The following is a 22241-nucleotide window of genomic DNA, read 5'->3' on the forward strand; positions in this document are numbered from 1 at the left end:
TCCAAGGTGTGGCAGGCGTGATCGTGACGCTGCTCCATCATTGAGACTCATCCGGAGATGGCATCTGGCTATCTCACGGCAGAAGAGTAGGAGAGGTATCTCCTGGGTTTATCTGGATGGGGGTCGCAGTGCTTTTGAGCAATCTTACGATAGGCAAGCGTGCGGCCTTGGGCTTCGCGGTGGTCACACTAATCTTCCTGCTCACTGGAATCTTCAGCTTGTCGCGCATGGCCGAGCTAAATCGAGTAGCACGACATGTGAATGATACTTGGATGTCGGGAATGAGCATCCTGCAAACCTTCAGTGCTCAGGTTGCCGTTATGCGAATTGAGAGCGTGCGCATTCGGTCGACATCTGATCCACAGGCCTTGGTTCGCAGTGAAGACTTGATCATCTCTGCCCGGCAGCGGCTGACCGAAGAGCTAGCGCGATACAAGAACCGCGGGATTTCGGCGCTAGAGAAACAAATGGTCGAGATGCTAGAGGTAGAGCTAGCAAATTACGTGGGCAATCTGGACCGGTTGCTTCGGCTCTTGCAGGTTGGCACCCCAGATGCTTCGCAACAGGCGGAAATCAATGCGGCCCTGGCACAAAGTGGGAGCCTGATCGGCGAACAGATCGACGCACTTGTTTCGCAGAACCAAGCAGGGGGGGCGAAGGCCATCACTCAGGCCCAAGCGCTGTACGAACGAGTGGTCGTGGTCGTCGCCTCTGCCTTGTGTGCCTCGATTGCGGCCACCGTACTGCTTGCGTTGCTACTCACCCGCAGCATCGTCAGGCCGTTGCATACCGCGCTGCAGGCGGCACGTGCCATCGCTGACGGTCACCTAGACAGGCCGATCGTACCCTCCGGCAAGGATGAGCCCGCGCAGTTGCTGCATGCGATGGCGGAAATGCAACATAGCCTGCGCACAACTATCGGCCTGATCAGTGACTCTGCCGGTCAATTGGCCACCGCCTCGGAGCAGATGAGCACGGCGATGGACGAGAGTACTCGAGGCCTTCAACAGCAAAGCGAGGAAATCGAACAGGCCGCGACCGCGATCACCCAGATGAGCAGCGCCGTGGATGAGGTGGCGGGCAATGCTGTTTCCACCTCCGAGTTGTCCCGCGAGTCGGACGAGGAGATGCGCAATGGTCACAGCCAGGTCGCCAACATCGTTGACCAGATTCAGGTTCTAGCCGAGGGCATCACGCGTTCCTCCGGGCAGGCAAGTGGACTGTCGGATCAGGTACGAGACATCAGCATGGTTATGGAGGTCATCCGTGGCATTGCCGAGCAGACTAATCTACTGGCCTTGAACGCCGCGATCGAGGCAGCCCGCGCCGGAGAGGCGGGGAGAGGCTTCGCGGTAGTAGCCGACGAGGTTCGCTCACTGGCTCAGCGTACGCAGAGTTCAACTCTGGAGATTGAGAGCATCATCACTGCGATCCAGCAGGGCACAGTCGTCACAGTTGAGGCCTTGCAGATGAGTGTTGGTCAAGTGGCTCAGACCCTTGAGAGGGCCCAGGCTGTGAGCGGTTCGTTACAGCGAACTACGGAGGCCGTTTCAATGATCAACGAACGCAATTTGGTCATTGCCAGCGCCTCCGAACAACAGGCCCTCGTGGCCCGTGAGCTCGACCGCAACCTGGTCAGCATCCGCACCTTGTCCAACCATTGCGCCACGAGTGCGACCCAGACGTCTGTGGCAAGCCTGCAGTTGTCACAACTGGCGGTCCAGCTCAAGGGTATGATTTCGCGTTTTTCGGTGTAACCCCATGATTTCGACCCGTGACAGCGCACGCTCGGCACTACAAACATGGCGTGGACATCTGTGGAAGGTATTCGGCTGCGGTCTGTTCGTGCTGCTCGCAGCCCTCTTGGTGGTGGCTTACCGACAGACAGAGCGTCAGGCGCGGCTGGATGTTCGCAATCTGGGGCTCGCACTAGAGGCGCGGCTTGATTCTGGCTTGCTACAACCTCTACACGCCAATCTGCGTACTCTGGCTACCCGGCTATCGGGCGGGGAGGTAAGTAACCACGGTTTGGATGCCACGTTGATCAGGCGCTTTCACGAAGAGGCGGCTAGCCTGCCAAGCCAGATGCCCTTCGAACTGATCGACGAAAAGGGGCGCCTGGTTGCTAGCAGCTTCGATGGCACCGCCGCGCCTTCCTTCGACCAACTTCGATACTGGTCACTGCTTGCTCGGCAAGCGCAAGACGGTGACTCGCTGGTGATCGAGCAAGATCCTAATCAACCGCGGCTGCACTTCGCCATACCTATCTTTGATCGCTTGGGAAGCAGGCAGGGTTGGGTCGCCACGTCGCTAAATTTGGCAACGGTGCTCGAACTGTTCCACGAGGTAGACGTCGGGCTCCACGGCGTCATCAGTGTACGTCGAGTGGATCGGCCGGAAAGCGTGCTGCGCGATCCCCCTCTGGCCAATCCTCTTGATCCTCAGGAACGCGTCGCCCTGGACGAGCAGCATGTGAGCGGACGCCGTGACGGTGACTTCTATATGCGTTCACCGCTGGATGGCATTGAGCGCCTGTATGGCTTTAAACGTATAGGCGAGTATCCGCTGGCATTAACTATCGGCCTTGCCACCGACGATTACCGAAAGGAATGGCACTACACCTTCGGTTGGGCCTGTGCGCTCAGCGCCGTGTTCTTTTTGGTGATCATCTCTCTGGACCGTCGTCTGCATCGTGCGCAACGGCGTGAGTCACGAGCGACAGCCGACCTCGCATTTATGGCGTACCACGATGCCCTGACCGGGCTGCCGAACCGGCATCGCATCAGTGAGCGCATTGAAGAAGCCATTGTCGACGCAGAAGATTTCCACCTGCTGTACCTCGATCTGGACAATTTCAAGACCATCAATGATTCCCTCGGTCATGTGGCCGGAGACCAGGTGCTGTGCGAACTGGCGCAGCGTCTTACAAGTCTGCAGGGCATCGATACTACTGCCCGCTTGGGGGGAGATGAGTATCTGATGTTGGTCAGAGCCACGACCAGAAAACAGTTGGAGCAGTTGCTGCGCGACCTTGACAGTCGTCTGCGAGAGCCTTGGCTGGTACATAACTGCTTGTTGGAGGTGCGGACTTCCATTGGTATTGCCTGTCATCCTGATCACGGGACGAGCTTTGACGACTTATTCAAGGCTGCAGACATTGCGCTGAATCAGGCAAAGAAATGCGGTCGGGCCCGGCATACCTTCTACACCCCAGCGATGGGAGAGCGAGCGCTGAAGTCACTACAACTGCAAGTTGAGTTGCGGGTTGCACTACACAACGATGAGTTCGAGCTGCACTACCAGCCGCAGGTGAATCTAGACAGCGGGGAGGTAGTCGGAGCAGAGGCATTATTGCGCTGGCGCCACCCTTCTCGAGGAATGATATACCCGGGGGAGTTCATTGCTGAAGCGGAGTCCAGTGGATTAATCGTGCCCATCGGGCGTTGGTTGCTTACCACTGCATGCGAACAGGCCGTGGCTTGGCAACGCATGGGCCTTGGAACACTCATAGTGGCGGTGAACTGCTCTGCTATTGAGTTCAAACAAGGCGATTATGTCGATAGTGTCGCCCTGGCATTAAGCACATCCGGTTTAGAGTCGTCTTTATTGGAGCTAGAACTCACCGAGTCGATTCTCATCGAGGACACCGAGAGGATGATCGCTTGTTTCCGGCGGTTGAAGGCTATGGGCGTACGGTTGGCAATCGATGATTTCGGTACCGGCTATTCGAGCATGGCTTACCTCAAACATCTTACGATTGATCGGCTGAAGATCGATCGCTCATTCGTCCAGAATCTGGCCGACAATGCCGATGACAGAGCTATCGTCGGCACAATGGTAACCTTGGCGCACAATCTCAATTTGCAGATCGTCGCGGAGGGTGTGGAAAGCGACAATGTATTACCCATATTGAGTCGTATGGGGTGCGACGAAGCTCAGGGCTATTACTTCTCCCGACCAGTGCCGGTGAAGGAATTCGAGTTGTTCATGTCATCTGCTTTGGGAGCAGTCTAATCAACCATGGCCGCGACATCCTGGTCGGTGACAAGGACTACGTCGACCTGACCAAACCGGGCGTTGAGCACTTCGTGGTCATGCCCTTCAAGGCGACTATCGTCATCAACGCCAAGCCTCGCGTGGTGCACACCCGCTACCTGACCTACCAACAATTGGTTGAGCTGGCATTCCCTGGTAGCCAGCATCCTCCGTAGACGGTTTACACGATTGATTATGACCACGGCCCTCACGACCAACCGGAGGGTTCGGTGGCAGACGGTCAACAAGTTCGTGTCAAAGAGGGGATGGAATTCTATGTCTCGGTCAGTGATAAGTCTTAATCAAACGCTCCTCGACCTCCGCAATGAGGGGTTCGAACTGGAAGTGCGCGAGGGTCATTTGGTCGTGCACTCCATTCCCTACCTCAACGCGCAAGGAGAGGTGAAGCGCGGTACGTTCTTCTGTCCGCTCGATCAGCCCAGCCCTGACGTGGTGGGGACTCCGAGCACTCATGTCATGCACTTCATTGGTGAATCCCCCCACAAGCACAATGGCGGCAGGATTACCGCAATTGAGTACTCGGCTGGAACATTACCCTTGACGTCGAGCCTGGTCGCGAACTTTGCCTTTTCAAACAAGCCGCAAGGTACCAATGGGTTTGCAAGCTTTTACGACAAGGTCTGGCATTACACCCGCATCCTCTGGAATGAGGCTCGGGCTGCGGACCCCGACGTCACACCCCTGACGTATAAAGTGGTGGAGGCGGAGTCACCGGATTCCGTGTTCCATTACGAAGATACGGCTTCGGCGCGTTACGGTACCACGGCGCTCAACGCCAGGTTTAGCTCACTGCGTATTGCCATTATTGGTCTGGGCGGTACAGGTGCTTAGCCTTTTCGTCGATAAGCTCATCCTCCAGCCCGGCAAGCGCGTCGCGTTGACGACTCTGAGAACTCTTTGGTTGGACGCGTATCCGGAACAGGTCGCAACGCCTGATAGGGATCAGCAGCTACTTGCAGCTTTAGCTTTGGCGCAGACACAGGGAGTTCTGCGCCTGCCCGGGCCAGCAAGCTTCGAGAAGCTGGGCAATCCCCCCATGCCAAAGGCGGTGACTCTGATTCGGGAGGAGAGGCGTCCTCAAGCAATTGATTACGGCGCTGTTTCCTGGCTTCCTGAAATGGGTTTCTGGCCGAACCTTTCGCCAGGCGAGCAAGCGACCGCCTTCATGATCAACGAATGGCTCATCCGGCGGCGGGGGCGCTTCATGCAGGTGCCGCTTCGGGAGCGTTCACTCGATATCTTGGGTGATGAGAAATTCCTGGATTCGCGGGCGCGCAATGGCGCGCTGTTCAACGGGCGCATGCCATTAAGTGCTATCGGGGCAATGCGGGTTGAGCATCCACTTGCATATCGGCCAGCCGATGCCATTGGGTTACCCGTGCTTGTGGTCGAAAACCACCACACTTTATGGAGCCTGGGGGAGTGGAATGAGCAGGCTAAGCGCTACAGCGCCATCGTTTACGGGAGTGGTAACACTATCTGTGCCTCAGGATTAGCACTGGTTGAGGTCATGCGCGAACGAGAGGCCCAGCGAGCAGAATATTTTGGAGACATTGACCCCGAAGGACTGAGCATTCCGCTGAAATTTAATCGACTGCACGAACTACAGTTGAGTCCGGGCGTCTTCTTCCAGATGCTGCTCGAGGTGGGGCGGCGGCGAGAGCTTGTGATGCTTCCTAGCGGCTATGAAAGTTTGGCGACGGCTTGGCTGCCAGACTTGGCTGAGGAAGTGAATACCCTGTGGGGCGAGGGCTTCTGGTTGCCCCAGGAGGGTTTGGGTCTAGAGCAGCTCATGAGGACTAGCTGAAAGGCGAGGAACAAGGGCAGCAATATTGCCGCCCATGCTATCTAGATGACCAGACTACCGCTTAGGAGCTCAGTGGGAAGCCCAGGATTCAACGGTTTCTGCACCGTACTGGGATTTCCACTCTTTCAAGGTTTTGTGGTTGCCGCCCTTGGTCTCGACGCGCTCACCGGTGTGGGGGTTTTTGTAGATTTTGAGCTGGCGAGGCTTTCGGCTAGCCTTCTCTACCGTTGGGGCAGAGCGGCGTGAGGCTTCCGGATCCAGCAGGTCAATCACATTGCGCAGGCTGAAGCCGTACTCGCCCAGCAGGCCACGAAGTTTGGTCTCAAACTCGATTTCCACCTTGAGACCGTCATCATTCTTGAGGCTTTCAAGCTCGGCGAGCTGCTGGGCCAATTGTTGTTCGAGTTTCCTAAATTCTGCGAGACGGGACATTTTGCACCTCTACCATGGGAGTGAATCACTATACATGACGAGCGTCATCCAGCGTGATGCGGTGCTAGGTTCTATACCTGAACTATGGAGGGTCGTACTGAATTTGGTTATCCATGAGTCCAGCTTCGCCAAGGATACCAGAGCTCCGATGTGACAGGAGCTCCGCTGTTCGTTGTCCCTGTCAGTATCGGTATTGCCGTATTTACTCTTTTGTGTAATCGACTATTGCCTGAGCCACAGATACCCGCCGGACGTTTAACGCACGAGTCTGGTGAATGGTGGAATGAGCATGCCCGCTTTCAAATTGTCGAGAAGGGAGTAATGTGCAGAATTTGCACATTGCAAATCCATACGAACCCATCAGCCTCTAGGGCCAGGCGGACTATAGTGTGCTAAGGCTTCTCACACCAGCCTTACTCAAGGCAGCACTAAGTCAGCCTGATGTCGAAAAACGGGTGAATTGGCTTCAGGGTTATCCCTGAACTTAGGCTCTGTACGAAATCCCGAGAAACCCAATCGCCGCCCCTCGAACGCTGAGATTTTGTAGAGTCCCCCGTCATCAACGGAAAGGAATCCTGTGATGGCAAAGCGTTACGAACTCTCGGACGAGGCCTGGGAGGTGGTGTCCGATCTCTTCATCGAAACCCATGGCCGAGGGCGCCCGCGCCTGAGCGACCGGCTGATGCTCGACGGCGTGCTCTGGGTACTCTGCTCGGGTGCTGCGTGGCGAGATATGCCGGAGCGCTTCGGCCCATGGTCAACGGTGTATCAACGGTTTCGGGGCTGGCGAAATCAGGGCACGTTCGATCAGATGCTCAAACGTCTGCACCTGAGATTGAATGAACAGGGCTTGATCGATCTGCAAACCTGGATGATCGATTCAACCGCAGTGCGCGCAACCCGAGCCTCATCTGGCGCCGGGAAAAAAGGGGGCCTGACGAGCCTGCCGATCACGCTCTAGGGCGCAGTCGCGGTGGTCTGACGACCAAAAACCACATGCTCTGCGACGCCAACGGGACACCGTTGCGCTTTCTCCTCTCTGGCGGTCAAGCCAGTGACATCAGCTATGCCCAGCCACTGCTGGACGAAGTCCGCATTCCGTCGAGCCAACGAGGCCGCCCGCGCAAGCGCTGTAAATGGCTGCTTGCTGACAAGGGATACGACGCCGAAGCGCTACGCCGCTACTGCGATCAGTATCGAATGCAGCCCGTCATCCCGCTGCGATCAATGAAGCGCAAAACCAAGCCTGGCTTACCCAGGCTGTTTGATCGGCCCAAGTACCGACAGCGCAACATCATCGAACGGATGTTTGGCTGGCTGAAAGAGAACCGCCGTATCGTGACACGCTTCGACAAGCTCGCGAAAAGCTATGCAGCTATGGTCTCGTTGGCTTGTTCCATGCAGTGTTTGCGACATCTTTTTTCGTACAGAGCCTAGTCCTTTGCACAGCTAGTTATAAAGGTTTAGAGCGTTTCAAAGCTTTCTCCTTGCCCGGGTAGTGGATGGTCATGTCAACGCCAGAGCAATCAGCTGTGGCAGTATTTTCTCAGCAGGGCCTATCAGCATGATCTCGTTCGGCCCATTCATGGATACATCTACGTTATTGACGTGTATGACCACTGCACCAGACGCTAAGGCGATATCTGGTAAGTCAGCAGCAGGCCTGACCACACCGGAAGTCCCGATAGAAAGCAGGATGTCACACTGTCGTGCTGCTTGGCTGGCGGCTTTCCATACACCTGGCGGGAGGTACTCACCAAACCACACGATAGCTGGACGCAAGCGGCCGTTGCATCGGCGGCAGCGGGGCGGTTCTATCAAAGCGCCTTCCGCTGGAATAATCGGAAACACCAGCGGTTCCACGACGAATCGATGACAGGCGAAACACTTGGGGCGCATCAGGCTGCCATGGAGATGAAGCACCTCCTGATTACCTGCCCGCTCGTGCAAATCATCAATATTCTGAGTGACCACGGTGACACTCCGGCCGCTGCCAGATAACCGATGGATCGCCTGATGTGCCGCATTAGGCTTGGCTTGCATTACTTGCTGGCGCCGCCATAGGTACCAGCCCCAAACCAGCGCCGGATTTTCGCGGAATGCCTGCGCCGTTTCTAAACGCTGCGGGTCTTGGCGCTCCCACAACCCGGTCAGCTCGTCGCGGAAAGTCGGAATCCCGCTGCCGGCAGAAACGCCAGCGCCGGTAAACACCATGATATGTTGCGCGGACCGCAGTGCCTCAGCGGCTTTTGCTAGGTTGTCCATGGGTATTCATCAGCCTAACGCGGGGCAGAGAGATCTGTCAGGATAACGGCCGCGAGCGGCATCGGAATTGACTTTATTAAGTGCACAGTTGTGACGGGCGCCTCGTGCCGAAATAGCCAGGCTCGCACTCGCAGAACCCAAACCGCATTCCAGTGGGGTTTTATCGGCCAATGACGGTGTGCGCTTCTGCATCAAAAGTGTGCGTACAACTGCGGTTCGTCAGCAGGTTTAGGTGGAAGGGCCACGCAGGTCGTTCGCGCTTTCAGGGTTCGCGCCGAGTACAACGCATGTGACCGTTTCCGCAGGCGTAAGTCGAGATCTCCTAATTTGTAGGTGGCCACCGCAGTCTCGTAAATCACCGCGCTTTGCGAGCACTCAAGCCCACGGTGAATCACAATCTTACGAAGCTCTTCCAGGCTCCAGTGCGGACGTCCGCTGATGGATGGAGGGCATAGCATTTGCACCTGCGCGATCTCGACGCCCGTTGCCTGGGTGAGGAAAACGTTGAGTTCGTAGGCATCTTCCACAACAGCTGCTCGCTCGCTCTCATCGTTGAAAAGCGACCGCAAGGTTACCCAAAAGCACATCCCCTCAATTTCACAATAAGAACCTGTACGGACAGTACGGGTGTGAGATTCGGACAAATAGATCAAAACGGGCTCCACTGAGCGCTGTATACCCCTTGGCGAACGGCCACCAGGGCTGGAAACCTCAAATTATCCCACAATGAACACTATAGATTGTAGCCCTATCGTGTTCGATAGCGCTTCATCATTCCTTTTCAGAGGAATGATGATGGAAATCCGTGAATCCCTGGGTGAGGCACTGCGGCGCATGCGCATTCTTCACGACCTGACCCAGGAAGATTTCGCCGTAGTCAGTAGCCGAACCTACGTGAGCTCACTCGAACGCGGACTCAAGTCGCCGACGATTCAAAAAATTGAAGAGCTGGCCGGCCGCATGGGTATCCACCCACTCAGCCTCATCGTGTCTGCATACCTTATCCAAGATCCCGATGTGGGCTTCGACGGGCTGATCAAGCAGGTGAAAAAGGAAGCGCTCAAGCCTTGAAAGTCGATCCAATGCCCAAAATGAGCGCTATAGTGTTCATGCCATCCTGAATCGACTACTATCGCGCTGCTCACTGAGAACCAGCTTCGGGGAGCAGCGTAGCCATGCGTAGATCATTCCATGGCTAAGGTGACCCCTTCTACATTCAAATGCCTATGGCCACCGCCGCTGCTCTCCGTTTTTCAATTGGCTTGTACAGGCGACCGTATCGAGAATCGTGGAGGATTCCTGACTAGCACTGGCGAAAGGCTGCAGGCAGGGAGCCTGGATGGAGGAGGGCATAGCTAAATAATGCTGTTTTGTCTCTCGGGTATAGCGAGCGAGGCGCGAGGATGGGCCTAGCCACGAGCAGCGCTAGCCATGCGAGACCCCATCTATCTCCTCCTGTGCGGCTTGAACAACCGCGTCGGGCTCGGAGGATATGAAGTCCTTCGGCAGCTTACCCCCCAAATACGAATTGGACGATTCGAACCATAAAGCCATGCCCCAGCCATTCACCCTGGTGGCCAGCACAGCGATGACGCGCTGCATTCCCTGGGCCGCAATGGCCAAGGTGCGTGCTTCGATGGCGAAACGTGGAAAGTACTCCACACCCTCGTAGTTGATAGAGAAGATCGCACCGTCTAAATACCGGTCAGGAGCGCCGTCGCTGCGTTGCTCAGCCACCGCCGGCAACAGGGCATTCAGCTCTGGCCAGGTAAGCCAGTCTCCGCTGGCTATGACCCTGGCTTGTGCCTTGGACTGGAAAATGGCCTCTCGGCGGGAAAGGTTCCTCACCTTTGGAGTTGCACGCATTCTGCAAGACGCTCCTTAAGCATTAGGGTGAGGGGATGTCACCAGCCAGTTCTGGTCTGCCCGCCGAGAGACAGATCATCGCTAATTCGGATTTTCAACGCTGGTCGTGGTCGACGTATGCCCAAAGTGACAGGCACACCCGGAAGTCCGCTTATAAGAGCGGGGCCAGGCAGAGCCTGGGTAACAGGTCGCTCATTGTTGAGTCTGCTAACCGCATGCGCAGAAACCTCTCCGTTGGCTGATTGATGCCAATTTATCAACGGCAGCCCGTGTCCTGGAAGTAATCGTCCTGGGCAACCAGGCCCAAATCACCGCTCTCAGCAGTCGGCTCATCACTGAACAGCTGTTGAACGCGTCGCTCTTGCTTCAGGTACGCCAAGGTCTGAAAAAAGCAGTGCTCACAGAGGTTTACCTCAAATCGCTGACCATCGTGCTCACTGCCATACCCCCAGTGGGCTTGTAGAGTTCCATACTGGTAACCACCCGCGGCCCTGCGCGTTGTCGGAAAACGCGCGCATGAATGCACGCACCGCCGCCTAGCCGTAAGCGTCCGGCGAACTCACCTTCCGAACTCCAGCATTAAGGGCGATGGTGTCCGCGTATTTTTAAGCGGACGCGATCACCCTTATCGCCAGGATTTCTATGCGCCAACGAAGCTCTTATCCGAAACCGTTCAAAGCCCAGGTCGTTCAGGAATGCCTGCAACCTGGCGCAACCGTGTCCAGTGTCGCCATCAACCACGGCATCAATGCCAACGTCATCCGCAAATGGCTGCCGCTCTATCGAGATCAGCCCGCAGCGGCTTCACTACCAGCTTTCGTCCCGCTAAAAGCCGCACCTAAACGGCCAGTCGAAGCGTCAGTGATCATCGAGTTGCCCGTGGCCGGGCAAGTGATCACGGTGAAATGGCCAGCCTCGGATCCCGAGGGTTGTGCGCAATTTATTCGGGCTTTCGCTCAATGATCCGCATCGATGCCATCTGGCTGGCCACCGAGCCGATGGACATGCGCGCTGGCACCGAGACAGCATTAGCCCGGGTGATTGCGGTGTTCGGTGCGGCGAAGCCGCACTGCGCTTATCTGTTCGCCAATCGCCGGGCTAACCGGATGAAAGTGCTGGTGCACGATGGCGTCGGTGTCTGGCTGGCAGCGCGTCGACTGAACCAAGGCAAGTTCCACTGGCCCGGCATTCGCCACGGCTGCGAGGTCGAACTCGACAGCGAACAACTCCAGGCGTTGGTGCTGGGCCTGCCGTGGCAGCGCGTCGGTGCAGGCGGTGTGATTAGCATGCTGTAAACGCCGGCCATTTGGCCGGTCTACTTGTCGTCGCCCCGCGCCTGCTCTGGCACAATCGGCGGCATGACTTTCTCGCCCAACCTCGACCAGATGACCCCGGAACAGCTTCGTGCCTTGGCGGCACAGGCGTTGCAATTGCAATCCCAGGTCGAGGCGATGAGCAGGAAGATTCAGAACGATGAAATCCTCATCGAACAGTTCAAGTTCGAAATCGCCCTGCTCAAACGGCACAAGTTTGCCAAGCGCAGCGAGCAAATCAGCCCGGCGCAAAGCAGCTTGCTGGATGACCTGCTCGACACAGACCTTGAAGCTATCGAGGCCGAGCTAAAACAGCTTCTCCCAGATGCGCCACAGGCCGAACCACGACAATCCCCGAAACGTGCGCCTTTGCCGCCGCAGTTTCCACGCACGGTGATTCGTCACGAACCCGAAAACACCCAGTGCGTCTGTGGCTGCCAACTTCAACGCATCGGCGAAGACGTCAGCGAGAAGCTGGATTACACGCCGGGCGTGTTTACCGTCGAGCAACATGTGCGGGGCAAATGGGCCTGTCGCCAGTGCGAAACCCTGATCCAGGCCCCGGTGCCAGCCCAGGTTATCGACAAAGGTATCCCGACCACAGGTTTGTTGGCCCACGTGATGGTGGCCAAGTTTGCCGATCACTTGCCACTGTACCGGCAGGAGAAAATCTTTGGTCGCGCCGGACTGGCAATTGCTCGTTCGACCTTGGCGCAATGGGTCGGACAAACTGGCGTGAGACTTCAGCCGCTAGTTGATGCGCTGCGTGAAGCGGTGCTGAACCAGGGCGTGATCCACGCTGATGAGACACCGGTGCAAATGCTTGCGCCAGGCGAGAAGAAAACCCACCGGGCCTATGTCTGGGCGTACAGCACGACGCCGTTTTCAGGGCTCAAAGCGGTGGTTTACGACTTCAGCCCAAGCCGTGCTGGCGAACATGCGCGCAACTTCCTGGGTGACTGGAACGGCAAGTTGGTCTGCGACGACTTCGCTGGCTACAAAGCCGGTTTCGAACAAGGCATCACTGAAATCGGCTGCATGGCCCACGCCCGGCGCAAGTTCTTTGATTTGCACGTGGCGAACAAAAGTCAGCTGGCTGAACAGGCCCTGCACTCGATCAGCGGCTTGTACGAGGTCGAACGTCAGGCGCGGGACATGAGTGATGAAGAGCGCTGGCGAATACGACAAGAATTGGCGGTGCCGATCCTCAAAAAACTGCATGACTGGATGTTGGCTCAGCGAGACCTGGTGCCCAATGGATCAGCCACGGCCAAAGCCCTCGATTACAGCCTGAAACGCTGGGTAGCGCTGACGCGCTACCTGGATGATGGGGCTGTGCCCATCGACAACAACCAGGTCGAAAACCAGATACGGCCATGGGCACTCGGGCGCTCGAACTGGTTATTTGCGGGATCCCTGCGCAGCGGTAAGCGGGCTGCGGCAATCATGAGTTTGATCCAGTCGGCGCGCATGAATGGGCATGATCCGTATGCCTATCTCAAAGATGTGCTGACGCGGCTGCCGACCCAACGGGCCAGTGAGATCGGACAGTTGCTGCCGCATCAGTGGGTGCCGGCCTGACTTACGCAAGGTGAGTTCGCCGGACGCTTACGCCTAGCCACGATCAGGTTCCAAAGCAGCTTCACACTCATCCAAAAAGGAAGCGACGCAGGCGAGCGATGAGCCCTGCAAACTGAAGTCTTGCTCGATAAAGTTATCGTAGGTTTCGAACAAGGGTGTGGGTGCGCGCGCCATGAAATACCAGCCAGAGTTTTGAAGACAATAGACTTCCAGTTATGACAGTAATCGGAAGTTAGAGGCATTATATGCGCCAATTTTACTGCCGCGTACTGAGGCCTTAGGCCTTGATGGATGAATCCAAATCACCTACAATCTCGTTACAAGCCACTTGGTTAGGAGTCAGCATGCGGATTCCACGCTGACTCGGACACCCATTCCACGCGCATCCGGACAGTGATTCCACGCTGATCCGGACACTCATTCCACGAGCATCCGGACACCGACTCCACGGTCATCCGGACACTTTTCTGGCAGGCAGCCACGCAGGATTTATTCACTACCATCGATCTCTTTTTCGAAGCAGAGAGGTCGTTGTGGAGCGTTTATCCATGCGTAAAATCCGAGAGGTGTTACGCCTCAAGTTCGACTGCGGCCTGTCCGTGCGCAAGATCGCCCGCAGCCTGGGCATTGGCCACAGCAGTGCCGGTGATTACCTCTGCCGTTTTGCCGCCAGCGGCCTCACCTGGCCCTGTTCGTTGTCCGATGCCGAGTTGGAGCAGCAACTGTTCCCGCCGGCCCCGGCGGTTGCCAGTGAGAAGCGGCCTTTACCCGATTGGGCATGGGTGCATGCCGAACTGCGCCGCCCCGGGGTGACCCTGGCGCTGCTCTGGCAGGAGTACCGCCTGAGCCAGCCTCAGGGCTTTCAGTACAGCTGGTTCTGTGAGCACTACCGAGCCTGGCAGGGCAAGTTGGACGTGGTGATGCGTCAGGAGCACCGCGTCGGCGAGAAGCTGTTCGTCGACTATGCCGGCCAGACGGTGCCGGTTATCGATCGCCACAGCGGCGAGATCCGCCAGGCGCAGGTGTTCGTCGCGGTGCTCGGCGCGTCCAGCTACACCTTCGCCGAAGCCACCTGGTCGCAGCAGCTGCCGGACTGGCTAGGCTCCCATGCCCGCTGCTTCGCCTTCCTCGGCGGCGTGCCGGAGATCGTGGTGCCGGACAACCTGCGCAGCGCGGTGAGCAAGAGTCACCGCTACGAGCCGGACATCAACCCGAGCTACCGCGATCTGGCCGAGCACTATGGCGTGGCGGTGGTGCCGGCGCGGGCACGCAAACCGCGCGACAAGGCCAAGGCCGAAGTCGGCGTGCAGGTGGTCGAGCGTTGGATCCTCGCCGCACTGAGGAATCGGCAGTTCTTCTCCCTGGATGAACTCAACACGGCCATCGCCGGGCTGCTGGAGCGGCTCAACCAACGCCCGTTCAAGAAGCTGCCGGGCTCCCGGCAGTCGGCCTTCGACAGCCTGGATCGTCCGGCGCTGCGCCCCCTGCCGGAGCAACCCTACGTCTACGCCGAGTGGAAGAAGGCGCGGGTGCACATCGACTACCACGTCGAGGTCGATGGGCATTACTACTCGGTGCCGTATCAACTGGTGAAGAAGCAGCTGGAGGTGCGCCTGACGGCGCGCACCGTCGAGTTTTTCCACGCCAACCAGCGAGTGGCCAGCCACCTGCGCTCAATGCACAAGGGCAGGCACAGCACGCAGGCCGAGCACATGCCCAAGAGCCATCGCGAGCATGCCGAGTGGACGCCGCAACGGCTGATCCGCTGGGCCGAGCAGACCGGGCCGAACACCGCCGGCGTGATCCGGCACATCCTCGAACGGCGCATCCATCCGCAGCAGGGCTACCGGGCCTGCCTGGGCATCCTGCGCCTGGGTAAAACCCACGGTGAGGCGCGTCTGGAGTTGGCCTGCCGTCGCGCCATCAGCCTCGGCACGTGCAGCTACAAGAGCCTCGAATCGATCCTGCGCCAGGGGCTGGAAAACCTGCCGCTAGCTCAAACCAACCTGCCGCTACTACCGGACGACCACGCCAACCTGCGCGGATCCGCCTACTACCACTGACCCCAAGGAATCCCACCATGCTGCCCCATCCGACCCTGGACAAGCTGCAAACCCTGCGCCTGCACGGCATGCTCAAGGCGCTGAATGAACAACTGAAAACCCCGGACATCGACAGCCTGAGCTTCGAAGAACGCCTCGGCCTGCTGGTCGACCGCGAGCTGACCGAACGCGATGACAAGCGCCTGAGCAGCCGCCTGCGCCAGGCCCGGCTCAAGCACAACGCCTGCCTCGAAGACATCGACTACCGCAGCCCGCGCGGACTGGATAAGGCGCTGATCCTGCAACTGAGCAGTGGTCAGTGGCTGCGCGACGGCCTCAACCTGATCATCGGCGGCCCCACCGGTGTCGGTAAAACCTGGCTGGCCTGCGCCCTGGCCCACCAGGCCTGCCGGGAGGGCTACAGCGTGCGCTACCTGCGCCTGCCACGTTTGCTGGAAGAACTGGGTCTGGCCCATGGCGACGGCCGCTTCGCCAAGCTGATGAGCAGCTACGCCAAGACCGACCTGCTGATCCTCGACGACTGGGGCCTGGCCCCGTTCACCGGCGAGCAACGGCGCGACATGCTGGAGCTACTGGACGACCGTTACGGCCAGCGCTCGACCATCGTCACCAGCCAGATGCCGGTGGACAACTGGCACGAACTGATCGGCGATCCGACCCTGGCCGATGCCATCCTCGACCGCCTGGTGCACAACGCTTATCGGATCAATCTGAAGGGTGAATCAATGCGCAAACGGACGCAGAAATTGACGACGCCAGCCAACCCGGACTAACAATGCCACCCCTGCGTCGCTGCGCTCCGACTGCCTGTCCGAATGAGCGTGGAACAGGTGTCCGGATCAGCGTGGGCTGAGTGTCCGAATGGCGTGGAATCCGCAGTCAGCATAGGAGCTGGTTTCGCCTTGGGATATGCGAAAGCACAAAAACCACCTTTTAGGTGGTTTTTTTGTGCCTGCTGTTTTTGCTCCTGACGGACACGTCCAGCCTGGAGCAAAGTACACGCTCCATGAAAGCCACATTCAAAGCGCTTCGCTGGTCCCTAGTGCTGTGCTCTCGATCTTCTGGAGCCCGCACGCCATGATGCGACCCGACGCCAAAGTCGAAAAAGTGTACCTCTACCCCAAACAGGTGGACTTTCGAAAATCCATAGATGGCCTGCTCCTTGCGCGCTTAGTGGATGCCGGTGTGGCAAACGCGGCAATACAGGATTTCGATGGCCACGTCGTCAGCTCGTGAGCTGCGACCGTTGAAAGTCATGGGGCGAGGGGAGCTGTGGCCGACTGGGCCGGCATAACCGATAGCTGTGTACATGTGATGCCTCGCTAAGTGCTGAGTGTTGAGGCGGCGCATTGTGCGCACCAGGCCGGGGTGCGGGCATGTCCGTTCCCGCGTAAGTAATGCCTAATCCTCCGGAGGTGTACGGCCGGGGAAACGCACAGGCACAGATCTGCGGTCATGTCATTGTCTAATCCTCTGTATGATCGCCCATGCTTCTGACTTCCCACACTACCGCCCACCGGCTCAACGGATGCTGTATGGGCGATCTGCACTTAGCATCTAGCGGTAGCGGCCTAAAGTGGGCGAAGCTGTTTACCATTACAAAGGTTAGGTCCCTTGGAATCTTCGCGTTCTTGTGCACATGCTCAGAGAATTCATTCTGCGTAGAGGCTGGTGTGCTCATCGTGAGCGGTGCCGGCACATCATGACCGTGATGGTGCAAACTCTCTCCTCACCGTCGTGGATCTCCTATTCTCTATTTGTAAAGCCATAGTCGGCTGCTTCTCAACCGTTCATAAAACGGGGTTGCCCCGCCAATTTGTGCTCTCGGGAGAAATGTATGGAGAATCAACGCGAACACTTCGGTTTGAGCCGGCGTGAGATGCTGATTTTTCTAGGGGCTATGGCGTGGGCGACCACAAGACGAGCGCAAGCGGCGCCGACCCCTTTTGACACAGAGTTAGCCCAGGCCATTGCTTCAAACGACCTGTCTTTCACTGGTGCAGACCGCGAAAAATTCATGGTCTACCCGGGCGATCAGCCCCGCTCTCAGGGAGGGTATCGTGGTCACCCGAGTGATCGGCAGATCTCGACATCAGCCAGGAGCCTAATTGTTGCTTGCGAGGTGACTAGCGAAGCCAACTACCGCTCCAAGCTCCAGAGCCCTATCTGGCCTGGTGGTGAGTCGGGCGTGACCATCGGCATTGGATACGATCTTGGGTATACCACGGCAGCTAACTTCCGATCGGACTGGGCCCGGCTGCTGCCTGAGCCTACAGTCGTCAGGCTCGCAAGGTGTTGTGGAACCAAAGGAAGACCGGCATCACAGAAGACTAGAGAACTCCGCGACGACAAGGTTGGCTGGACAGAATCAAATACCCAGTTCGATGCGTACCTTCGGTATGTGGTTGGCCAGACGGAGGATACGTTTAAGAACTGCAGCCATCTCCATCTGGACTCTTTCGGTGCATTGGTCTCACTGATTTATAACCGTGGAGCCAGTCTTTCTCGCACGTCGGATCGTCGCCGCGAAATGCGCGAGATCTACGCACTTATGCGAGACCGCGATTTTGGCGCCATTCCAACCAAGTTTCGTGACATGAAACGACTCTGGAAGGACGATCCTCAGGCACGAGGACTGCTGAAGCGGCGGGAACTTGAAGCGCTCCTTTTTGAGCAAGGCTTGAAGGCCTAACCTGGGAGCTCAATCATGTGGCACTATCGGCTCACAGCGGGGTTGCTTACTGTCTTCGTAGTGTTGCTGGCTGAATCCGCGATAGCGGCAAAATCTACAGACCAAGCGCGAAGTGTCGCCCAGCTAGTACACACGGGCGAATGGGAACTTGCGGCCGAGGGGGCGCGGATCGCACTCCAGTACCAGATGAGTCATCGCCGCGCTCCGGATGCGGTGCCCGCGGCAATCCTGTTGGCTCCCGCGCTCACTCTGCTAGATCGACATGCCGAGGCACTGCGCCTTCTGGCGCCATTGGGGAGCAGACCGGCAGTAGTAGCTGCACGGGGCACTATCCTATTGGATCAAGGCGACTATCAAGGAGCTACAGAGGCCTTTACGTTGGCACTACAAGATCCGGCGTCCCTGCCCAGAGTTACGCGGGCTCGGGTCATCTGCGAGCGGGCTTATGCTGACGAGCAGACCGGTGATACCAGTGCAGCTGCGGCGGGATATCTCGAGTCTTTGAAGTTGTACGCCGCGGCTGGACACGAACAAACCTTCTTCATGGATCGGCCCCGTGTCAGTGGCACCTTATGGGACCCGGTTGCCCCGCAACCAATCAAAGTACCTGGGCCCGTAGGAGACGTGATTACTGAGCTTGATGCGCTGGGCGAACCTAATGCGCAGGCAGGTTATTACTCTGAAGCGTTCTCAGCGTATTTGGAGGAAGAGTACCTAGACTCGTACCCGCGTGCTGGACCATTCGTGGACTGCCTTGTCCGGGTGGCCCAATATAAAGAAGCGACCGGCGAGAAGGAGCTGGCGCACGCGATCCTGCAGACCGCGATTGCGCAGGCCAGCGTATTGGAAGGGTTGGGGTACACGTATCGCCCAGCCCTTGTTTTCAGCGCGTACTTTGAATTTTTGGAACGGGCAAATTTCGAGCCCAAGCGGCTGGATCAGATGGCACAGTTTGCCCTGTTCGCAGCTGGGCAAATCAGTCCTGCATACAGTGAGGGCGACATCCGATCGCCAACGTCGCCGACATCCAGCCCGCGAATGAGGGCGTACCAGGCACTTGAAGCGGTACGACTGCGCTCGCTATTCAGGTCAGGTGAAATGTCTGACTCTGTCCGTGATGAAGCGTTTGTTGTAGCACAGGACTATCAATCGTCGATTGCGGCGCTTGCCGTTCACCGACACTCAGAAGGGAGAGTGCACCCGCGTGACCCTGCCGTTTTCACAAAGGCTGAGCACAAGGCGTTTTGGGAGCAGTTCGACCGGGACACGCCAAATAGCGCCCAACTGTCAGAGTTTCAGCTGAAACCTGGGCAGCTCTTTCTCATGATCAGCCCTGGTGCAGGTACAGGTGCCGGGCGCATTTGGGCGCAAGATACGCAGGGAACTGTGTGGGCCGCCCTCGGCACTGACCGCGAGACGTTACGTACAGACATCGAGACCCTTCGTTGCTCCCTGGACGTGAAGATGTGTTGCACGTTCCCTGCTAACTCACGAATGGGGGCTGCGTACCGCCGTCTCAAAGACGCATACATCGCCGAGTACAACCTTGATTCAGTCGAGGACTGCCCGTTACAAGAGGAGGACTTTGAGGCTTCAATAGCTTATCGAGTGTTCGACGAGATATTCGCCGATTCGACAATTCGAGGCATGGCTTCGAAGGCGGAAGAGTTGATCATTGTGCCTCAAGGGGAGTTAGCCTCGGTACCGTTCGGCGCGCTACCTTTTGAACGGCCGAGGGCAGGGCGCGGACCTGTCGCGGCGGCATCAACTAAGTGGTTGGGCTTAGAGAAGGCCATCCAGATCTATCCATCGGTCAACAGCTACTTAGAGGCGGATGTAAGTGAGCAGGCCCTCGACAAAATCCGCCTGTTTGGAGTGGGCGATCCGACCTTGGGTGACAATCTCGCTACAGGGCGTAAAGTCGATTGCACGCAGTTCACTCCCCGTAGCCGACGTGACCGCGGCGAGTCTTTTGGCGATCCGATGCGGGCGCTAGCGCCATTGCCAGGAACCCGGTGCGAGCTGCTGGCCATGTCCAAGCTCAAAGGCGTCGCGTCAAACAAAGCATCCCGTGTTCTCTTATGGGAGAGCGCCACAGAAACTGGGCTACGCGCCGCATCCAGAACCAAACGGTCCATGAACCAAGCGGAGGTTTTGGTATTCGCCACCCATGGGCTCATGCGAGGGGATTTTGGGCTCAAGAAGTCTGCCCTCGTGCTGTCCAGGCCAAGACTTAAAGGACCGACTCATTCAGACAGCTTCCTTACGTTGAGCGAAATCATGCAGCTGCAGCTGAAAGCGAGGCTTGCCATTCTTTCAGCGTGTAACACTGGCTCGAGTGGTGATGCTGCAGGTGATGCCTTGGCCGGCTTCGCCACTGCGTTCTTTCGAGCCGGCGCAGAGTCTGTATTACTGTCTCAGTGGACAGTACGTGATGATGTGGCCGCTTTCGTTACGCCAAGGATAGTTGCGCTAATGATGGGAGATCCCACGATCAAAGAGTGTGAGCGGGGAGGCCAAGCAGACCGCAACGCTGCGGAGGCCATGAGGATGGCGCTTTGCGAGGCTCGGCGCAGCCAGGCGCTGGTTGCCGACTTACCAGGCGATTGGGCCCCTTTCGTGTTGGTCGGAGGGCGTTCCAAGCTATAGAAAGACTCGGCCCGGGAATTAAGAGTTGTTCGGACTATCGCATCCAACTCTAAATTCCCAGCTCTCCAGCTACCCCAACTCGGGGGAGGACGATCGCACTCTCTATTACACCATGCAGGAGGAGTTCATCGACCCCATTATCGAAGTAACGGAGCCGGAGACCTGACCTGCCGGCAGCACATCGATCGCCTCGAACCTCTGTTATGGTTTCGGTTCCAGCTTTGCAGTAATGAAAGCATCTATCCAGCCGCGCCATTGATCATAGATGGGCCCACTTTGGAGGCTGTAGCTTACTAGCAGGGCTTTTCCATCTGGGCTTATTTGAACATTGGCTCCTTTGCTAGGAGAGTGGTTGAGGCTTACGTAATCTATTTTCAGGAATTCCTTGAAGACAAACCCTTCCGGCGCAGGAATGGTGTCTTTGAAGTCCTTTGATGTAATCTCTATGTTATGCGTATCAAGGGTTTTTGAGTAAGGGAAGGTTTGTACTCGAAAGCTGGGGGCTGCGTTTTTTGGTGATGTCGGCTCCAGCAATACTTCGATATTTGCGTTTACTGATGTTGGCAATTTGGGTTCTTTGCTAGTCCCTTTCACAAATATTTTAGAGCCATCCTTTGGAACGAATATTTCTGTTTTAACCCCTGGTTGATCGACTTTAATCGATTTGTAGGCCACGACCTTGTAACCTGTCGGTGGCGGTATTTCCTTCACAACTTTCGAGTAATCGATTGTTTCAGTGGTTATCACCTCAGCTGCTACTGGGCGTGGCTCCCGGCCCACCTTGATCGGTGATTCAATGAGGGCTGTGAACTGTGGCTTCAACTGTTTACCACAGTCAGGGTCGTAACTAACCCCCGCGAGTGGTTTTGAGGCATCACCAAGCGTCTGCATAACTTTTGACATTGGAACAGCTATGGAGGTTGATTGCATGCGCTCTGAGCCAACAGTTTTTTCACCAATTGCAATACCAAATACCATTCCTAGCTCGTTGAAGATTGGACCACCACTATTTCCTTTGTTTAACGGTATTTGCACCAGAATACTCGATGTCGCCCCAGCGCCAGCCATAACTGGTCCGTAATTACTCGTTAGTATTCGGTCTCCACCCTGGTAGCCCAATACCACGAAGTCGAAATTTCCGGCTCGTTTGTAGTTATCGCATAAACGCAAAAAGGGTCTCACTGTGTCTGAGTTCTTGATGCGTAGTAATGACACATCGTAGGGTGATTGAGTGGCAGTGATCACCTCCAACTCAACCGGCGGATCGACTGCGCTCAGTGCATCCTGATCCTTAGCGGGAAAATACCCTTCAATGAAGAAGCCATCTTCATCGAACAGAGATTTATCTGGGATATTGTGGCCGGCTGAGAGCACCAACCCATCCGGAGAAGCAACGAAGCCGGTACCGCGCTCATGGAAGTCCACTGATTGTTCGTTGGGAAGAGGCCGCTTGAGTGTGCCGTAGACATGGAGCTGTATAACGGCAGGCCCAGCTTCAAAGTATGGCTCGCCTAGCG

The 22241-nt window shown here is 57.0% G+C and carries 20 protein-coding genes and 1 pseudogene; 14 read left to right on the plus strand and 7 right to left on the minus strand.

The window, feature by feature from the left end:
* Positions 1-116 precede the first annotated feature (116 nt).
* Together J3A71_RS13675 and J3A71_RS13680 are read left to right on the plus strand one after the other, a co-directional pair.
* Positions 117-1757, plus strand: a complete 1641-nt coding sequence (locus tag J3A71_RS13675) for a methyl-accepting chemotaxis protein (protein WP_012314196.1) — start codon at positions 117-119, stop codon at positions 1755-1757.
* Between the two features lie 4 nt (positions 1758-1761).
* Positions 1762-4014, plus strand: a complete 2253-nt coding sequence (locus tag J3A71_RS13680) for an EAL domain-containing protein (protein ID WP_102667719.1) — start codon at positions 1762-1764, stop codon at positions 4012-4014.
* On the opposite strand, the gene J3A71_RS31690 is transcribed toward J3A71_RS13680, so the two are convergent.
* Entirely contained in the window at positions 4011-4145 is a 135-nt protein-coding gene (locus J3A71_RS31690) for a hypothetical protein (protein WP_256587412.1), read from the minus strand. The genes J3A71_RS13680 and J3A71_RS31690 overlap by 4 nt on opposite strands.
* A gap of 85 nt (positions 4146-4230) precedes the next feature.
* On the opposite strand from J3A71_RS31690, the gene J3A71_RS13685 reads away from it, so the two are divergent.
* A complete protein-coding gene (locus J3A71_RS13685) occupies positions 4231-4887 on the plus strand; it encodes a DUF6791 domain-containing protein (RefSeq protein ID WP_233100425.1) in 657 nt (218 codons plus the stop codon).
* Positions 4880-5863, plus strand: coding sequence for a DUF2220 family protein (locus J3A71_RS13690; protein ID WP_052293016.1), 984 nt, complete (start codon positions 4880-4882; stop codon positions 5861-5863). Before J3A71_RS13685 ends, J3A71_RS13690 begins: the two co-directional genes overlap by 8 nt.
* Before the next feature lie 69 nt (positions 5864-5932).
* Here J3A71_RS13690 and J3A71_RS13695 read toward each other — a convergent pair whose 3' ends face one another.
* Complete coding sequence (locus J3A71_RS13695; protein WP_012314205.1) at positions 5933-6295, minus strand: histone-like nucleoid-structuring protein, MvaT/MvaU family; 363 nt, start codon at positions 6293-6295, stop codon at positions 5933-5935.
* 580 nt (positions 6296-6875) lie between these two features.
* Between J3A71_RS13695 and J3A71_RS13700 the strand changes: the two genes are divergently transcribed.
* Positions 6876-7732 (plus strand): IS5 family transposase gene (locus tag J3A71_RS13700; RefSeq protein WP_085984877.1). Its coding sequence is split into 2 segments (ribosomal slippage): positions 6876-7217 and positions 7220-7732, totalling 855 coding nucleotides; the frame shifts between segments, so codons are not numbered across the junction.
* Between the two features lie 69 nt (positions 7733-7801).
* Here the strand turns inward: J3A71_RS13700 and J3A71_RS13705 are convergent.
* On the minus strand, positions 7802-8560 hold the full coding sequence (locus J3A71_RS13705; protein ID WP_012314208.1) for an NAD-dependent deacylase: 759 nt from the start codon (positions 8558-8560) through the stop codon (positions 7802-7804).
* 191 nt (positions 8561-8751) lie between these two features.
* Complete coding sequence (locus tag J3A71_RS13710) at positions 8752-9213, minus strand: hypothetical protein (protein WP_173857497.1); 462 nt, start codon at positions 9211-9213, stop codon at positions 8752-8754.
* A 142-nt stretch (positions 9214-9355) separates the two neighbouring features.
* Here J3A71_RS13710 and J3A71_RS13715 point away from each other — a divergent pair, with 142 nt between their 5' ends.
* A complete protein-coding gene (locus J3A71_RS13715; RefSeq protein WP_012314210.1) occupies positions 9356-9631 on the plus strand; it encodes a helix-turn-helix transcriptional regulator in 276 nt (91 codons plus the stop codon).
* Between the two features lie 354 nt (positions 9632-9985).
* Here J3A71_RS13715 and J3A71_RS13720 read toward each other — a convergent pair whose 3' ends face one another.
* Positions 9986-10426, minus strand: coding sequence for a hypothetical protein (locus J3A71_RS13720; protein ID WP_012314211.1), 441 nt, complete (start codon positions 10424-10426; stop codon positions 9986-9988).
* 642 nt (positions 10427-11068) lie between these two features.
* On the opposite strand from J3A71_RS13720, the gene J3A71_RS13725 reads away from it, so the two are divergent.
* The 6 genes from J3A71_RS13725 to J3A71_RS13750 all read left to right on the plus strand — a co-directional run bounded on the left by J3A71_RS13725 (position 11069) and on the right by J3A71_RS13750 (position 16619).
* Positions 11069-11389 carry a transposase gene (locus J3A71_RS13725; RefSeq protein WP_010954361.1) on the plus strand — a complete coding sequence of 107 codons (321 nt, stop codon included), beginning with the start codon at positions 11069-11071 and terminating at the stop codon, positions 11387-11389.
* Positions 11386-11721, plus strand: coding sequence for an IS66 family insertion sequence element accessory protein TnpB (gene tnpB, locus J3A71_RS31425; RefSeq protein ID WP_004575513.1), 336 nt, complete (start codon positions 11386-11388; stop codon positions 11719-11721). The genes J3A71_RS13725 and tnpB overlap by 4 nt, the downstream gene beginning before the upstream one ends.
* Positions 11722-11784: 63 nt before the next feature.
* Positions 11785-13320 carry an IS66 family transposase gene (locus tag J3A71_RS13735; RefSeq protein ID WP_182375016.1) on the plus strand — a complete coding sequence of 512 codons (1536 nt, stop codon included), beginning with the start codon at positions 11785-11787 and terminating at the stop codon, positions 13318-13320.
* A 548-nt stretch (positions 13321-13868) separates the two neighbouring features.
* Positions 13869-15383: an IS21-like element ISPpu7 family transposase gene (gene istA / locus J3A71_RS13740; RefSeq protein ID WP_019437638.1), complete on the plus strand. Its 1515-nt coding sequence runs from the start codon at positions 13869-13871 to the stop codon at positions 15381-15383.
* 17 nt (positions 15384-15400) lie between these two features.
* Complete coding sequence (gene istB, locus J3A71_RS13745) at positions 15401-16156, plus strand: IS21-like element ISPpu7 family helper ATPase IstB (protein ID WP_019437637.1); 756 nt, start codon at positions 15401-15403, stop codon at positions 16154-16156.
* Positions 16157-16292: 136 nt separating this feature from the next.
* On the plus strand, positions 16293-16619 hold the full coding sequence (locus J3A71_RS13750; RefSeq protein ID WP_102667843.1) for a hypothetical protein: 327 nt from the start codon (positions 16293-16295) through the stop codon (positions 16617-16619).
* Here the strand turns inward: J3A71_RS13750 and J3A71_RS31430 are convergent.
* Positions 16557-16694 (minus strand): annotated as a pseudogene (locus J3A71_RS31430) (NAD(P)-dependent alcohol dehydrogenase); the annotation flags it as partial. The gene J3A71_RS13750 and the pseudogene J3A71_RS31430 sit on opposite strands and share 63 nt — an antisense overlap.
* A 526-nt stretch (positions 16695-17220) precedes the next feature.
* Here J3A71_RS31430 and J3A71_RS13755 point away from each other — a divergent pair.
* Positions 17221-18075, plus strand: a complete 855-nt coding sequence (locus tag J3A71_RS13755) for a hypothetical protein (RefSeq protein WP_012314214.1) — start codon at positions 17221-17223, stop codon at positions 18073-18075.
* A gap of 624 nt (positions 18076-18699) precedes the next feature.
* The gene (locus tag J3A71_RS31760; RefSeq protein ID WP_190273322.1) at positions 18700-20724 is read left to right on the plus strand and encodes a CHAT domain-containing protein; all 2025 of its coding nucleotides are present in this window, start codon (positions 18700-18702) and stop codon (positions 20722-20724) included.
* Positions 20725-20925: 201 nt separating this feature from the next.
* Here J3A71_RS31760 and J3A71_RS13765 read toward each other — a convergent pair whose 3' ends face one another.
* Complete coding sequence (locus J3A71_RS13765; protein WP_158246725.1) at positions 20926-22149, minus strand: serine protease; 1224 nt, start codon at positions 22147-22149, stop codon at positions 20926-20928.
* Positions 22150-22241: the final 92 nt, after the last annotated feature.

It is taken from the genome of Pseudomonas sp. PvP089, from assembly GCF_017875165.1.
Taxonomy (GTDB): domain Bacteria; phylum Pseudomonadota; class Gammaproteobacteria; order Pseudomonadales; family Pseudomonadaceae; genus Aquipseudomonas; species Aquipseudomonas fortuita.